This is a genomic window from Stenotrophomonas sp. GW821-FHT01H02A (assembly GCF_059422145.1).
In genome coordinates, this window is the sequence record NZ_JBWKWI010000003.1 from 100,777 (window position 1) to 116,241 (window position 15,465).

The following is a 15,465-nucleotide window of genomic DNA, read 5'->3' on the forward strand; positions in this document are numbered from 1 at the left end:
AACGAAAAAGCCCCGCCGATGACCGGTGCGCTGGTCTCGTGACGGGGTGTCGTTCCGCGGATGCGGGCGGTGATTATCGCGCGTTACGGGCGTGGAGGCCAATCGAGCCCGGGGAATGGCAGCCGACCTCAGGCCGCCTGCGATTGCTCCCGGTGCGGGCCTTCCTTCAGGGCGCGGCCGACCAGCCCGACCAGCAGGTCCAGCTCTTCGCCGTCCATGCCGAAGTGCGGGGTGAACCGCAGCGAATTCTCGCCGCCATGGATCACGTTGATGCCGTGGTTGCGCAGCCATTCCTCGGTGGAACCGGCGCCGTAGCACTTGAACTGCGGGGCCAGCTCGCAGGAGAACAGCAGGCCGGTGCCCTGGACCTTGGTGATCAGCCCGCCCAGCTCGGCCTTGAGCTGCTCCAGCTTGCGCACCGCTTCCTCGCCACGCACGCGGATGTTCTCGCGCACCTGCGGGGTCAGCAGTGACAGCGTGGCGCAGGCCACGTCCAGCGCCCGCGGGTTGGAGGTCATGGTGTTGCCGTAGATGCCCTTGCGGTACAGCTGCGCGGCATGTTCGGTCACGGCCAGCACTGAGAGCGGGAACTGGGCCGCATTGAGCGCCTTGGAATAGGTCTCCATGTCCGGCACGTCCAGGCCTTCGAAGCCCGGGTAGTCCACGATCGAGAGCACGCCATGCGCGCGCAGGCCGGCCTGGATCGAGTCGAGCAGCAGCAGGCTGCCGTGCTGGCGGGTCAGTTCGCGCGCCAGTGCATAGAACGCGGGCGGGACCGAGCGGCCCGGGTCGCCTTCGCCCATCACCGGCTCCAGGAAGATGGCCTCGATGAACCAGTGGTTCTGCTCGGCCTCGGCGAACACACGCTTGAGCGCGTCTTCGTCGTAGGGCGCGATCGCGATCACGCTGTCCTCGCCGCGGTAGCTGGCCAGGTGCTGCATGTAGGTCTTGCGGCTGGAATCGGAGTACAGGCCGGGACGGTCGGTGCGGCCGTGGAAGCTGCCCTTGACCACCACCCGCTTGATCTTCGCACCGGCATGGCGGGCGCCCGGATCGGTCTGCAGCTTGGCGTTGACGTCGGCGATGCGGGCGGCCAGACCGACCGCTTCCGAACCCGAATTCAGGCACATGAAGTGGCTGTACGGGCAACCACCGCGGCGGTGGCCGATCTCCTTGCGCAGGGCCTGGATGAAGCGCTGTTGGGACAGGTTGGGGGTCATCACATTGGCCATCACCTGCGGGGCCGCCATGGCCTCCATCACCGCTTCAGGAGTGTGGCCGAAGCCGAGCATGCCGTAGCCGCCGGCGTCGTACAGCACCGCACCTTTCAGGGTGACCACCCACGCGCCGCGGGCGGCCAGGGCGACGTACGGGGTGACCGCATCATCGGCATAGAAATTGACGAAGCCGTCCTGCATCGCATCGATCTGGGCGCGTTCGTCCAGGGCCAGCAGATCGCCCAGACCGGCGCGCACGCGCTCGAATTCAGCGGCGGCGGCGTCGATGGCGGCGACCAGGGCAGGGTGGCCGGCGGCCAGGCGTTCGAGGGTGGCGTCATCCAGGCCGGTGGTGAGGCGGGTGCCGGGCTGGGCGCGGAGTGGGGCGAGACGTTCGATGAAGCTCATTGCAGATCTCCTGAAACGATGGCGGCACGGCGGAAAAGCAAAACGCGCGTCTATTCGCGCGCGCTTCGGGCATTCCTGCTCGTGCATCAGACTTCCGGCTCGATGCTAGCACGCGGTTTTTCGCGCGATAACCCCGTCAAAAACTGTTGCAAAGCAGCATTTTGCGCGACGTTCGGCAACTCCTGCGTTGCTACCGAGGGCCAGTCGTACAATGGCCGACATTGCCTACACGTTGCCGTGCGCTCCCTTGAAGAAGTCCGATTTCAACTACGACCTGCCGCCTGAGCTGATTGCCCAGGCCCCGCTCGCCGAGCGCTCGGCCAGCCGCCTGATGGTGGTGCCGCCGGCCCCGGCCGCCTTCGACCACCGCCAGGTGCGCGACCTGCCCGAACTGCTGCGGGAAGGCGATCTGCTGGTGTTCAACGATACCCGGGTGATTCCGGCGCGGCTGTTCGGCCAGAAGGCCAGCGGTGGCCGCGTCGAGATCCTGATCGAGCGCCTGCTCGGCGGCCAGCAGGCGCGGGCCCAGGTCGGCGCCAGCAAGTCGCCCAAGCCGGGCAGCCGGATCGCGCTGGATGCCGGTGGCGAGGCCGAGGTGCTGGGCCGCGATGGCGAGTTCTATGTGCTGCAGTTCCATGTGCCCGAGGCGCTGGAACAGTGGCTGCTGCACGCCGGCCGCCTGCCGTTGCCGCCCTACATCCAGCGCGAGCCGGGCGTGGATGACCGCGAGCGTTACCAGACGGTCTTCGCCCGCGAGATCGGCGCGGTGGCGGCCCCGACCGCCGGCCTGCACTTCGATGAGGCCCTGCTGGCCACGTTGAAGGCAAAGGGCGTGGAGTTCGGCCATGTGACTCTGCACGTGGGCGCGGGCACCTTCCAGCCGGTCCGCGTGGACGATCTGACCGACCACGTGATGCACCGCGAATGGCTGAACGTCGGCGCCGAACTGGTCCAGCAGGTGCGCCGCACCCGGGCTGCGGGCGGCCGGGTGATCGGCGTCGGCACCACCGTGGTGCGTGCGCTGGAAAGTGCCATGCGCGAGGGTGAGCTGCTGCCGTACGCCGGGGAAACCCAGATCTTCATCACGCCGGGCTACCGGATCCGCAGCGTGGACGCGATGGTGACCAACTTCCATCTGCCGGAAAGTACCCTGTTGATGATGATCTCCGCCTTTGCCGGCAAGGACCGCGTCTTCGAGGCCTATCAGGCCGCGATCGCGGAGAAGTACCGGTTCTTCAGCTACGGCGATGCGATGCTGCTGTTCCCGCAGGGCGAATGACGGGGGCGGGGCAGGCGCGGACGTTTTCGGCGACAATGGCAGACTATCTGTCCGAATGACCGCTCCATGTCCCGACTCCAGTTCCAGCTCCAGACCACCGACGGCCGCGCCCGCCGCGGCCGCCTGACCTTCCCGCGCGGGACCGTGGAAACCCCGGCCTTCATGCCGGTGGGTACCTATGGCTCGGTGAAGGGCATCCTGCCGGAGCAGATCCGCGCGCTGGGTGCGGAGATCATCCTGGGCAACACCTTCCATCTGTACCTGCGCCCGGGTCTGGACGTGATTGCCGACCACGGCGGCCTGCACGGCTTCGCGCGGTGGAATGGCCCGATCCTGACCGACTCCGGCGGCTTCCAGGTGTTCTCGCTGGCCCACCGCCGCAAGATCACCGAGCAGGGCGTGACCTTCTCCTCGCCGACCGACGGCGCCCGCGTGTTCCTGGGCCCGGAAGAGAGCATGCGCATCCAGAAGGTGCTCGATTCGGACGTGGTGATGATCTTCGACGAGTGCACGCCGTACCCGGCCACCGAGCCGGTCGCGCGCACCTCGATGGAGCTGAGCCTGCGCTGGGCCCAGCGCAGCCGCAACGCCCACGATGAACTGGGCAATGACGCGGCGCTGTTCGGCATCGTCCAGGGCGGTGTCCATCACGACCTGCGCAGCCGCTCGGCCGAGGGCCTGCAGCAGATCGGCTTCGACGGCTACGCCATCGGCGGGCTGGCCGTGGGCGAGCCCGAGCACGAGCGCAACGCCATGCTCGACCACATGCACCCGATCCTGCCCGCCGACCGCCCACGCTACCTGATGGGCGTCGGCCGCCCGGAGGATCTGGTCGAAGGCGTCGCCCGCGGCGTGGACATGTTCGATTGCGTGATGCCGACCCGCAACGCCCGCAATGGCCACTATTTCACCTCGTTCGGCACGGTGCGCATCCGCAATGCCCGCTACGAGCGCGACATGGACACCATCGAGCCGGGCTGCGGCTGCCATGCCTGCACCAGCGGCTATACGCGCTCCTACCTGCGTCACCTGGACCGCTGCAACGAGATGCTGGCGCCGATGCTGGGCACCATCCACAACCTCTACTACTACGAGACGTTGATGGCCGACATGCGCGCAGCGATCGCGGCGGGAACCTTTGCCGCCTTCCGCGAGTCCTTCTACGCGGCCCGTGGCGCGGTCACGCCCCCGCTGTAAAGTGACCCCCGCCGGCCGATCCGGCGCGCGGACCCTGCCAAACGGCCCAAGGACGAACTCCCGGGGCCATGGCATACTGCGAGGCTGACCCCCGTTTCGCGGCGACACCCTGACCCTCAAAGGGGGGAGGGGCGCCTCCCAACCCAAGGACACACTATGAACCTGCTCGCCTTCCTGATTCCCACCGCCAACGCCCAGGCCGCCGGTGGCCAGCCGCAGGGCATGGGTCTGACCACCCTGCTGTTCCCGATCATCCTGATCGCGATCATGTACTTCCTGATGATCCGCCCGCAGATGAAGCGCCAGAAGGAACACAAGGCGATGCTGGAGAAGGTCAAGCGCGGTGACGAAGTGCTGACCAACGGCGGCATCGCCGGCGTGGTCACCGACATCGGCGACAACTTCATCACCATCGAAGTGGCCGAGAACGTGCGCATCCGCGTGCAGAAGGGCGCCGTGGGCAATGTGCTGCCGACCGGCACGCTGAAGTCGGCCAACTGATCCACCTCCTTTCCGTTCAACCGCGGTGCCGGGACGGGCACCGCGCGGGACCCAAGCAATGCTCGAATTTCCACGCTGGAAGTATTTCCTCATCCTGATCGTGCTGGCGGTCAGTGCGTTGTACGCACTGCCCAACATCTACCAGAAGGACCCTGCCGTGCAGATCACCGCCAACCGTGGCGGGCAGATCGACGACGCCCTGCGCGACCGCGTGCTGGGTGACCTCAAGCAGGCCGGCGTGGAGCCGCTGTCGGTGGCCAAGGAAGGCGACAGCCTGATCGTGCGCCTGCCGACGCTGCAGGCGCAGACCGCCGCCAACGATGCGTTGCGCGACGAGATGGGCGAGGACTACGTGGTCGCCCTGAACCTGGCCTCCACCGTGCCGGAGTGGCTGAGCGACCTCGGCGCCAAGCCGATGGTGCTGGGCCTGGATCTGCAGGGCGGCGTGCACTTCGTGCTGCAGGTCGACCAGAAGGCGGCACTGGACAAGCGTCTGGACGCCTACGCCGAAGACGTGCGCAGCAGCCTGCGCGATGCCCGCATCGCCTACCAGTCGGTCGAGCGTCGTGGCGACAACACCATCGTGGCGACCATCAGCCCGTCCGCCGGTGCCGATGCGGCCGCACGTGCCCGCGAGGTGATGGTCAAGGCGCAGCCGACGCTGGGCTACGAAGTGGCCGGCAACCGCATCACCGTGAGCATGCCGGAGACCGAACTGACCGCGATCGCCAACGGCGCCATCGAGCAGAACGTCAATACGCTGCGCAACCGTGTCAACCAGCTCGGTGTGGCCGAGCCGATCATCCAGCGCCAGGGTGCCGACCGCGTGGTCGTGCAGCTGCCGGGCGTGCAGGACACCGCCGAAGCCAAGCGCATGATCGGTGCGACCGCGACGCTGGAGTATCGCGCCGTGGTCGAGGGTAATGCCCAGGACGCGATCACCAGCGGCCGCATCCCGCCGGAGGCCAAGGTCTACCAGCAGCGCGACAACCGTGGCCCGATCCTGCTCAACAAGCGCGTGATCGTGACCGGCGACCAGATGGTCGCCGCACAGGCCACCACCGACCAGAACGGTTCGGCGGCGGTCAGCGTGACGCTGAACAACGTCGGCGGCCAGCGCATGTTCGACTTCACCAGCGCCAACGTGAACAAGCCGATGGCGGTGGTCTACACCGAACGCATCCCGACCGTGAACGTGGTCGACGGCAAGGAAGTGCGCAGCTTCCGCGTCAAGGAAGAGGTGATCTCGGTCGCCAACATCAACGGCGTGTTCGGCAAGAACTTCCAGACCACCGGCCTGGACAAGCTCGAGGCGGACAACCTGGCCAAGCTGCTGAAATCCGGCTCGCTGGCCGCGCCGATGGACTTCGTCGAAGAGCGCATCGTCGGCCCGAGCCTGGGCGCGGAGAACGTCGAGCGCGGCGTGACCGCGGTCGGCTTCGCGTTCCTGTTCACCCTGATCTTCTTCACCGTGTACTACCGCATGTTCGGCGTGATCACCTCGGTGGCGATGCTGTTCAACCTGCTGATCGTGGTGGCGGTGATGTCGCTGTTCGGTGCGACGATGACGCTGCCGGGCTTCGCCGGTCTGGCGCTGTCGATCGGCCTGTCGGTCGATGCCAACGTGCTGATCAACGAACGTATCCGCGAAGAGCTGCGGGCGGGCATGCCGCCGAAGACGGCCATCGTGGCTGGTTACGAGAAGGCCTCCGGGACCATCCTGGACGCCAACCTCACCGGCATCCTGGCGGGTGTGGCGTTGTATGCGTTCGGTACCGGTCCGTTGAAGGGCTTCGCCGTGACCATGATCGTCGGCATCCTGGCCTCCATGTTCACTGCAATCACCGTCTCGCGTGCCCTTGCCGTGCTGGTTTACAGCCGCCGCAAGAAGCTCAAGACCCTGGCCATCTGACGGGAAGCGAATAGAAACCATGAAACTTTTCCCGTTGCATCTGATCCCGAACGACACCAAGTTCGACTTCATGCGTACCCGCTGGGTGGCCGTGTCGCTGGCCGCGCTGGTGTTCATTGCCGCCATCGGCTGCATTGCCTTCAAGGGCTTCAACTACGCGCTGGATTTCACCGGCGGCACCGTGGTCGAAGTGCGTTTCGACAAGCCGGCTGACGTCGATGCCGTGCGCGACCATCTGGAAGGCGCCGGCTATGCCGGTGCCCAGGTGCAGAGCTTCGGCAGCGGCAGCAACCTGCTGATCCGCCTGCAGCCGCAGGAAGTGGCCGAAGGCGAGAACGCCGGCGAAGCCAACAACCGCACCGCCGAAGCGGTACAGAAGGCGATCTCGGTGGAGGGCAACCAGGCCGCCATCGTGGGCGCCGAGTTCGTGGGCCCACAGGTCGGCAAGGAGCTGGCCCTGAACGGCCTGTACGCGGCGCTGTTCGTGCTGATCGGCTTCCTGATCTACATCGGCTTCCGCTTCGAGTGGAAGTTCGCGATGGTGGCGATCATCACCACGCTGTTCGACGTGCTGGTGGTGGCAGGCTACTTCTCGCTGAGTGGCCGCGAGTTCGATCTGACGGTGCTGGCCGGCCTGCTGTCGGTGATGGGCTTCTCGATCAACGACACGATCGTGGTGTTCGACCGTGTGCGTGAGAACTTCCGCAGCCTGCGTGTGGAGCCGCTGGAAGTGATGAACCGTTCGATCAACCAGACGCTGTCGCGCACGATCATCACTTCGCTGGTGTTCTTCCTGTCGGTGCTGGCGCTGTACCTGTACGGCGGTGGTTCGCTGGAAGGGCTGGCGCTGAGCCAGATGATCGGTGCGGTGATCGGTACGCTGTCGTCGATCTTCATTGCCTGCCCGCTGCTGACGATGGGTGCGCTGGCTGTGACCAAGCAGGATCTGCTGCCGAAGGCCAAGGACGTGGAAGCGCTGGAGCGTCGTCCGTAAGTTTTCTGGTGGTATGAGACATCTGAAAGGCCGCGCATTGCGCGGCCTTTCTTTTTGTTCAGGGTCAATGCTGGAGCCGGAGCCGAAGCCAGAGCGGCGCCTTGGATGCTCACTGTTGGAGGGCGACGGATAGCGCTGTGCTGGACCCGCCGTAAACCCATCCCTGGGGGCTCGTGAGCGCCATCCATGGCGCTCCAACGGTCCTGCACATCGCTATCCGTCACCCTCCAGAAAGGGTGCTGGAGGGCGGGTGGCAGAGCAAGGCGAATCGAAGCAAATCAACGGCATCCACGCATGGCGTGGCTCTACTCTGTGCGTGATCGCTGTCGTCCAATGCAGCCGGCGCAGCGCCAGGTGTAACGGGTAGAGCCACGCCATGCGCGGCTGCTCTCCCGTCCGCAGCGACCCCCATACACCCCCGTTGGTTGTACTCCGCAGCGCTGCGCACTACGATCCCTTGCGTTCCGCGCAGCCGCTACGGTGGCGCGCGACCTCCCTTTTCATCGCGCCGGTCCGCCCTGCGCCAGTCTCCTCGAGGTTTACATGGTCATCAAACCGCGTGTGCGCGGCTTCATCTGCGTCACCACCCATCCGGTCGGCTGCGATGCAGCCGTCAAGCAGCAGATCGAGTACATCCAGTCCAAGCCGAAGATCACCAACGGCCCGAAGAAGGTGCTGGTGCTCGGCGCCTCCACCGGCTACGGGCTGGCTGCGCGCATCACGGCGGCGTTCGGCAGCGATGCCGCCACGCTGGGTGTGTTCTTCGAGCGCCCGGGCACCGAGACCAAGCCGGGTACGGCTGGCTGGTACAACACCGCCGCGTTCCACAAGTACGCCGAGCAGGCCGGCCTGTACGCCAAGAGCGTCAATGGCGATGCCTTCTCCGATGAGGTCAAGGCCAAGGTCATCGAGCTGATCAAGCAGGATCTCGGCCAGGTCGACCAGGTGGTGTACAGCCTGGCCGCGCCGCGCCGCAAGCATCCCAAGACCGGTGAAGTGATCAGTTCCACGCTCAAGCCGATCGGTGCGCCGATCACGCTGCGTGGCCTGGATACCGACAAGGAAGTGATCACCGAGACCACGATCGAACCGGCCACCCCGGAAGAGATCGCCGGTACCGTGGCCGTCATGGGCGGCGAAGACTGGCAGATGTGGATCGATGCGCTGCTCGAGGCCGGTGTGCTGGCCGAGGGCGCGACCACTACGGCGTTCACCTACGTCGGTGAGGAAATCACCCAGGCGATCTACTGGAACGGCTCCATCGGCGCGGCCAAGAAGGATCTGGACGAGAAGGTCGTCGGCCTGCGTCAGAAGCTGGCCCCGATCGGTGGCGATGCGCGCGTGTCGGTGCTCAAGGCGGTGGTCACCCAGGCCAGCTCGGCGATCCCGACCATGCCGCTGTACCTGTCGCTGCTGTTCAAGGTGATGAAGGCCAAGGGCACGCACGAAGGCTGCATCGAGCAGCTCGATACGCTGTACGACATCCTCTACGGGGGCAAGGACACGGGCACGGCGACCGAGCGTCTGCGCCACGATCTGGTCACCGATGGCGGTCGCAAGGTGGCGCTGATCGATGACGCCGGTCGCCTGCGCGCGGATTACAAGGAAATGGCGCCGGAAGTACAGGGCGAAGTGGTCGCGCTGTGGCCGCAGGTGACCAATGAGAACCTGTACGAGATCAGCGATCTGGCCGGCTACAAGGCCGACTTCCTGCGTCTGTTCGGGTTCGGCATCGAAGGCGTGGATTACGACGCCGATGTCAGCCCGGACGTGAAGATTCCGAACCTGGTCGAGATGGCCTGACCGGAAGGAGCGATGCCGACCAACGGTCGGCATCTACCCGCGCGGCCATCGATGCACGCGCGCTGCGCCCATTGATGCGCGGAACAGGGTAGGTCACGACCGTGGGTCGTGACGCTCCCGATCAACTGAAATCGAAATTCATCACCGGGCCGGCGGGGCCAACGAACTCGCCCTGCACGTAGTCCACGCCGGCGCTGAAAAGCAGGCTCATCGAATTGGCATCGGCGACGAACTCGGCGATGGTCTGGATGTTGGCCGCCTGCGCACGCGCGGTGATTTCGCTGATCTTTTCGCTGTGCTCGCGGGTGCGGGCGAAATCGGACGTGAAGTCGCGGTCCAGCTTGAGGAACTGTGGCTGGAAGTGCGCCAGCAGCTGGAACGAGTCCAGCCCCGAGCCGAACTGCTCCAGGCCGATCCGGCACCCCAGCGGGGCGACCGCGGCAAGGAACTGCTGCGCGTTGCGCAGATGGGTGAACACCTTGGCCTCTGGCGCGTGCAGCCACAACTGTTCGCCGGGCACGCCCTGGGCCTGCAGCTCGCGGCGCAGGGTGGCGATCATCTGCGGGTCGTTGAACGACTCCGGGGTGATCTTGACCATCAGGTGGGTGACATGGCCCTCGCGCTTGCGCGCGGCGAGCATGCTGATCGCATGCGTCACGACCCAGCGGTTGATGTCGGCCAGCAGGCCGTGCTCCTCGGCGATCCCCAGGAAGGCGGTCGGGCTGAGCAGCTCGCCGTTGTGGTCCAGGCGCAGGTAGGCCTCGTACAACTCCAGCGCTTCGCCCTGCAGGTTGAGCACCGGCTGGTAGTGCAGCTGGAAGCCATCGCCGTCCAATGCCTGGCGGATGCGGGCCACCCAGTGCTGGATGCGCTCTTCTTCCACGCGATCGACCGCCGCCGGGTCGAACACGCGGGTGGTGTTGCCCAGCTCCAGTGCCGCCTGGGTGCACTCGGTGGCGCGCGCCAGCACCTGGCCGATGCTCGCGATCTTCTCGCCGACCTGCACGCCGCCCACGCTGACCGTGACCGTGGCCGAGCGCTCGCCGATGCTGAACACCTGTGCGGCGAAGGCCTCGCGGATCTGGTCGGCCAGGGCAACGGTCTGCGCGTAAGGGGCTTCGGTCAGCACCGCGAAGCTGTGTTCGCCGAAACGGGCGACATGCGCCCCATCGCCAACCGATTGGGCCAGCACGCGGGCGAGGGCACCGATCAGCGCGTCGGCCGAGTCCAGGCCGATCTCCGGCAGCAGCCGCGCATAGTGGTCCGGCTCGATCAGCAGCAGGCCGAACCGGCCCTCGCTGCGGCTCGCCTGGGCCACCGCGTTCTCCACATGCAGCATGAAGGTCGGGCGGTTGAGCAGGCCGGTGACCTGGTCGCGCTGGCGCAGGTCTTCGACTTCGCGTGCCAGCTCCGGATCGAACTCCATGCGGCGGCGGAACACCACCTGCAGGCAGGATTCGCCTTCGTAACTGGCCTGGGTGAACTCCATCGTGGCCGGGAACACCGCGCCGTCCTGGTTGCGCGCGTCCACCTGGTACTGCGGTGGCGGGGCGTCGCCCTTGCTCATCGACTTGAGCAGCTGCTTGAAGCCGTCCACATGCTGCGGGGCGACCATGTCCAGCAGCGAGATGCCTTCCACGTCGTCGAAGCTCTCGTAGCCGAACATCTCCAGGTAGGCCTCGTTGGCCCGGATGTGCATGCCTTCATGGACGTAGGCGATCGGGTCGCGCGAGGAGGAGATCAGCGCGTCGCAGCGGCGCTCGGTTTCGCGCATCTGGGCCTCGATCCGGCGCAGCCCGCGGCGCGCATGCAGATCGGTCCATTCATTGCGCACCACGGCCAGCAGGTGCTCGGGGCGGTGGCGCAGGGCGATGGCGCGGATGCCGTTGGCACCGGCCTCGACCCATTCGTTCTCGTTGATCGATTCGGCCAGCAGGATCATCGGGATGTCCTTGCCGCTGGCCGCGATCTGCTGGGTCACCTGCAGCAGCGGGATGCTCTGCGCGGCGGCGACCAGCACCAGGTCGATCGGCTGGGTGCCCAGAGCCTGGGCCAGTTCCTCGCTGTGCTGCGGGCGCGTCGGGCGCACCGCGATGCCGCTGTTGCGCAGCGTGCTGACGATGGTCTCGGCGTTCTCGCCGCTGTCGTCCACGATCAGCAGGCGGACCGTCATGTCATTCGCGTTCTGCATTCACTACTCCCCGGACTGCAAACTTGATACACGATGCGTGTCACTACGTCCATGCGGCAAACGGTAGCCGATCACGGAACGCTGGTTCCGGCTCAGGCCACGCTGCCCGCGGCATGGCCACAGGCCCAGGCCCACTGGAAGTTGTAGCCGCCCAGCCAGCCGGTCACGTCCAGCACCTCCCCAATGAAGTGCAGGCCGGGAACCACTTGCGATTCAAACGTACTGGAGGACACCTTGCGGGTGTCGACCCCGCCCAGCGTCACCTCGGCGGTACGGTACCCCTCGGTGCCACTGGCCACCAGCGGGAAATTCTGCAGCAGATCGGCGGCCTCGCGCAGCTGCGGCTCGTCGATCTGGCGCACCAGCCGGTCCGGCAACCAGTGCTCGCACAGGCGCAGCGCCAGCCGGCGTGGCAACACCTCGGACAGCACCGTGCGCAGTTCGGCGGCGCCGCGTTCGGCCTTCATCCGGCGCAGCCAGTCCAGCGCGTCCTGGCCCGGCAGAAGGTCCAGCCGCAGCTCATCGCCGGGCTGCCAGTAGGAAGAAATCTGCAGGATCGCCGGACCACTGATGCCGCGGTGGGTGATCAGCATGGAGTTGCGGAACTCGACCCCGTTGCAGCGTGCCTCGATCGGCAAGGCCACGCCGCTGAGCTCGTTGAAGCGCTCCTGGTGCTTGCCACTCAGGGTCAGCGGCACCAGCCCGGCGCGGGTCGGCAGGACCTCGTGGCCGAACTGGCGGGCCAGCTCATAGCCGAAACCGGTGGCGCCCATGCTCGGGATCGACAGCCCGCCGGTGGCCACCACCAGCGAGGCGGCATGGAAATGCCCCTGCGCGGTGTGCACATGGAAGCCGTCCGCGCCGCGCTCGACCTTCTGCACGCCGCAGTCGGTGCGGATCTGCACCCCGGCGGCCTGGCATTCGTCCACCAGCATCTTCACGATCTGCTTGGACGAGATGTCGCAGAACAGCTGGCCCAGCTCTTTTTCGTGATACGCGATGCCGTGCCGCTCCACCATCTCGATGAAGTGCCAGGGCGTGTAGCGGGCCAGCGCGGATTTGCAGAAGTGCGGATTGGCCGACAGGAAGTTGGCCGCCGTGGTGCCGGTATTGGTGAAGTTGCAGCGCCCGCCGCCGGACATCAGGATCTTCTTGCCGACCTTGTTGGCATGGTCGATCACCTGCACCATGCGCCCGCGTTTGCCCGCGGTCATCGCACACATCAGCCCGGCCGCGCCGGCGCCGATCACCAGTACATCGCATCTGATCACGGACATCCCGGCGCGCTCAGGCCTGCGGCTTCTGCTTGCGCCAGGTCGGGATGACGCTGAGCTGGGCCTTGTCGGACGTCAACTGCACTTCGCCGTCCTGGATCTGCACGTCCCACTGCATCGTGCGTTCGATCTGCGCGCCCCATTCGGTGACGAACTCGCCCGGCAGGTCCATCACTTCCAGCGTGGACAGTTTCTTCAGCGCGGAGGCGGTGCGGTCCCACCAGATGTCGGCGGCGCGGCCGCCGTAGGTGACCAGCTGCACCGCGCGCGCGCGGCCGGCGGCCTTGCGCAGGCGCGACTCGTCCGGCTGGCCCAGTTCGATCCACAGCTCGATGTCGCCGGTGTAGTCGCGGCGCCACAGGTCCGGCTCGTCATCCACGCTCAGGCCGCGGCCGAACTCCAGCCGGTCATCGGCGTTCAGGGCGAAGGTGAGCAGGCGCACCATCAGGCGCTCGTCGGTCTCGGACGGATGCTGGGCCAGGGTCAGCGTATGGCTGGCGTAATAGCCGCGGTCCATGTCGCTGATCTGAAGTTCGGCCTTGCGGATGGTGGCGGTGAGGGCCATGGGGATACCTGAAGCAAAGAGCGCCATGATAATGGTTCGCCATGAGCCCGTCCGATCCGATCCTTGCCACCCACGCACCCAGCCGCCTGCAGTTGCCGCCCGGCGACTGGCCAAGCCTGCTGGACGGCTTGTGCGCACGTTTCCCGCGCATTGACCGCGCGCAATGGGCGGACCGCTTTGCCCGTGGTCGGGTGCAGGACGCATTGGGCAGGGCGCTGACGCCGGATCACGCGTGGCAGGTCGGGCTGGAGATCGTGTATTTCCGCGAAGTCGCCGATGAGCCGGTGATTCCCTTCGCCGAGGCCATCGTCCATCAGGACGCGGACCTGCTGGTGGCCGACAAGCCGCACTTCCTGCCGGTCACGCCGGCCGGCGGCTACGTGCGCGAGACGCTGCTGGCGCGGCTGGTGGCGCGCACCGGCAACCGCGACCTGGTGCCGCTGCACCGCCTGGACCGGCTGACCGCAGGGCTGGTGCTGTTCTCGACCCGACCGGCGACCCGTGATGCCTACCAGCGCCTGTTCCGCGAGCGCCGTATCGAGAAGGTGTACGAAGCCCTGGCACCGGCCCTGCCGCAGGTGGCATTCCCGCTTGAGCGCCAGACCCGGCTGGTCCCGGGCGAGCCGTTTTTCCGCATGGCCGAGGCGGCCGGCGAGCCCAATGCCCGGACCCGCATCGAGGTGGTCGAGCGCACCGGACCGGTCTGGCGTTACCGGCTGCACCCGGTGAGTGGCCGCAAGCACCAGTTGCGCGTGCACATGGCGGGGCTGGGCGCGCCGATCCTCGGGGATGACCTGTATCCCGATCTGCTCACGGATGCGGCGGCCGACGCGCCGCTGCAGTTGCTGGCCAAGGCACTGGCGTTCGACGACCCGCTGACCGGAGAGCGGCGCACGTTCACCAGCGGCCAGTCGCTCTGCAGGTAGTGCCGGCCGCTGGCCGGCTGCAGGGGGGCTCAGGGAGCGAACGTGGGGTTCACCTGCCAGCGGTTCATCAGGCTGAACGCCTGGCCAGCCAGCGATCCAGCTGTGCTGCGAATGCCTGCTTGTCCCGTGCATGCAGCGGGGGTGGCCCACCGGTCTGGACGCCGGCGCCGCGCAGTTCTTCCATGAAATTGCGCATGGACAGCCGCTCGGCCATGTTGTCGGGCGTGTACAGCTCGCCACGCGGGTTGAGCGCGACGGCCTTTTTGTCCAATACGAGGGCGGCCAAGGGGATGTCCTGGGTGACGACCAGATCGCCCGGTTGGACCCGCTCCACGATCACGCTGTCGGCCACATCCAGGCCGGGCGGGACCTGGATCGACCGGATGAATCGGGACGGTGGCGTACGCAGCCCGTGGTTCGCCACCAGGGTCGTCTCGATCCCGGCGCGCTCGGCGGCCCGGAACAGGATCTCCTTGATGACGGCCGGACAAGCGTCGGCGTCCACCCAGATGTGAACTTTAGGGGGCGGGGTATCGGTCATTTGGCTGATCTTAAGGTAGGGAAAATCTGAATAGGGGCTCGGATTTCGTGTAGGATCGCCCGACCCCTTGTCCTGTCAGGCGGGAGGGGAGGATGGCTGAATAAACCAGCTATCGCTTTTTCGGTAAAACACGAGTATCGTCACCCACACTGTGTTTGCTAGGGTCACCGTGAATCGTGGCCTGGTGCAGTTGATCTCACGATCTGCTCATCGATCCGCTTTACCAACGCCTGCAACTCAGTCTCGGCTCCGATACGCGGCGGCCGCGATTATTTCAACTATTGTTTCAGGAGTTAGTACATGTCTGATCGTCAGCAGGGCACCGTGAAGTGGTTCAACGACGCCAAGGGCTTCGGCTTCATCACCCCGGAAAGCGGCCCGGACCTCTTCGTGCATTTCCGCGCGATCCAGGGCACCGGCTTCAAGTCGCTGCAGGAAGGCCAGAAGGTGACCTTCGTCGCCGTGCAGGGCCAGAAGGGTATGCAGGCTGACCAGGTGCAGGCGGTCTAATCGACCCCCCGCCACCGTAAGGTCGCCTAGAACGCCGGAAGCGAAAGCTTCCGGCGTTTTTTATTGGGCGGCATTCCGCCAGTGCGGGCCGAGGGTGACGACGTCATCGTGCCAATCGCCCGGTTACGATGCTGCTTTGACCCTGCG

The 15,465-nt window shown here is 66.3% G+C and carries 13 protein-coding genes; 8 read left to right on the plus strand and 5 right to left on the minus strand.

The window, feature by feature from the left end; all coding sequences use genetic code 11:
• Positions 1-128: 128 nt before the first annotated feature.
• Entirely contained in the window at positions 129-1,625 is a 1,497-nt protein-coding gene (locus AC07WC_RS06065; RefSeq protein ID WP_495209200.1) for an aminotransferase class III-fold pyridoxal phosphate-dependent enzyme, read from the minus strand.
• 247 nt (positions 1,626-1,872) lie between these two features.
• Here AC07WC_RS06065 and queA point away from each other — a divergent pair, with 247 nt between their 5' ends.
• The 6 genes from queA to fabV all read left to right on the plus strand — a co-directional run bounded on the left by queA (position 1,873) and on the right by fabV (position 9,311).
• Positions 1,873-2,904 carry a tRNA preQ1(34) S-adenosylmethionine ribosyltransferase-isomerase QueA gene (queA, locus tag AC07WC_RS06070; protein WP_495209201.1) on the plus strand — a complete coding sequence of 344 codons (1,032 nt, stop codon included), beginning with the start codon at positions 1,873-1,875 and terminating at the stop codon, positions 2,902-2,904.
• A 66-nt stretch (positions 2,905-2,970) separates the two neighbouring features.
• Complete coding sequence (gene tgt / locus AC07WC_RS06075; RefSeq protein ID WP_495209202.1) at positions 2,971-4,101, plus strand: tRNA guanosine(34) transglycosylase Tgt; 1,131 nt, start codon at positions 2,971-2,973, stop codon at positions 4,099-4,101.
• A 156-nt stretch (positions 4,102-4,257) separates the two neighbouring features.
• On the plus strand, positions 4,258-4,602 hold the full coding sequence (gene yajC, locus AC07WC_RS06080) for a preprotein translocase subunit YajC (protein WP_019183141.1): 345 nt from the start codon (positions 4,258-4,260) through the stop codon (positions 4,600-4,602).
• A gap of 58 nt (positions 4,603-4,660) precedes the next feature.
• Positions 4,661-6,514 carry a protein translocase subunit SecD gene (gene secD, locus AC07WC_RS06085; protein WP_495209203.1) on the plus strand — a complete coding sequence of 618 codons (1,854 nt, stop codon included), beginning with the start codon at positions 4,661-4,663 and terminating at the stop codon, positions 6,512-6,514.
• A gap of 19 nt (positions 6,515-6,533) precedes the next feature.
• The gene (secF, locus tag AC07WC_RS06090; protein ID WP_495209204.1) at positions 6,534-7,508 is read left to right on the plus strand and encodes a protein translocase subunit SecF; all 975 of its coding nucleotides are present in this window, start codon (positions 6,534-6,536) and stop codon (positions 7,506-7,508) included.
• A gap of 543 nt (positions 7,509-8,051) precedes the next feature.
• Entirely contained in the window at positions 8,052-9,311 is a 1,260-nt protein-coding gene (gene fabV, locus AC07WC_RS06095) for an enoyl-ACP reductase FabV (RefSeq protein WP_495209205.1), read from the plus strand.
• A gap of 121 nt (positions 9,312-9,432) precedes the next feature.
• On the opposite strand, the gene AC07WC_RS06100 is transcribed toward fabV, so the two are convergent.
• The 3 genes from AC07WC_RS06100 to AC07WC_RS06110 all read right to left on the minus strand — a co-directional run bounded on the left by AC07WC_RS06100 (position 9,433) and on the right by AC07WC_RS06110 (position 13,341).
• The gene (locus AC07WC_RS06100) at positions 9,433-11,502 is read right to left on the minus strand and encodes a GGDEF/EAL domain-containing response regulator (RefSeq protein WP_495209206.1); all 2,070 of its coding nucleotides are present in this window, start codon (positions 11,500-11,502) and stop codon (positions 9,433-9,435) included.
• 92 nt (positions 11,503-11,594) lie between these two features.
• Positions 11,595-12,779 (minus strand): BaiN/RdsA family NAD(P)/FAD-dependent oxidoreductase, encoded by a 1,185-nt coding sequence (locus AC07WC_RS06105; protein ID WP_495209207.1) that lies wholly within the window; start codon positions 12,777-12,779, stop codon positions 11,595-11,597.
• 10 nt (positions 12,780-12,789) lie between these two features.
• Positions 12,790-13,341, minus strand: a complete 552-nt coding sequence (locus AC07WC_RS06110) for a YaeQ family protein (RefSeq protein ID WP_495209208.1) — start codon at positions 13,339-13,341, stop codon at positions 12,790-12,792.
• Positions 13,342-13,382: 41 nt separating this feature from the next.
• Here AC07WC_RS06110 and AC07WC_RS06115 point away from each other — a divergent pair, with 41 nt between their 5' ends.
• Positions 13,383-14,267, plus strand: coding sequence for a pseudouridine synthase (locus tag AC07WC_RS06115; protein WP_495209209.1), 885 nt, complete (start codon positions 13,383-13,385; stop codon positions 14,265-14,267).
• Positions 14,268-14,334: 67 nt separating this feature from the next.
• On the opposite strand, the gene AC07WC_RS06120 is transcribed toward AC07WC_RS06115, so the two are convergent.
• Complete coding sequence (locus AC07WC_RS06120) at positions 14,335-14,808, minus strand: YaiI/YqxD family protein (protein WP_495209210.1); 474 nt, start codon at positions 14,806-14,808, stop codon at positions 14,335-14,337.
• Positions 14,809-15,108: 300 nt separating this feature from the next.
• Between AC07WC_RS06120 and AC07WC_RS06125 the strand changes: the two genes are divergently transcribed.
• Positions 15,109-15,318: a cold-shock protein gene (locus AC07WC_RS06125; RefSeq protein WP_017356920.1), complete on the plus strand. Its 210-nt coding sequence runs from the start codon at positions 15,109-15,111 to the stop codon at positions 15,316-15,318.
• The last annotated feature ends 147 nt before the right edge of the window (positions 15,319-15,465 follow it).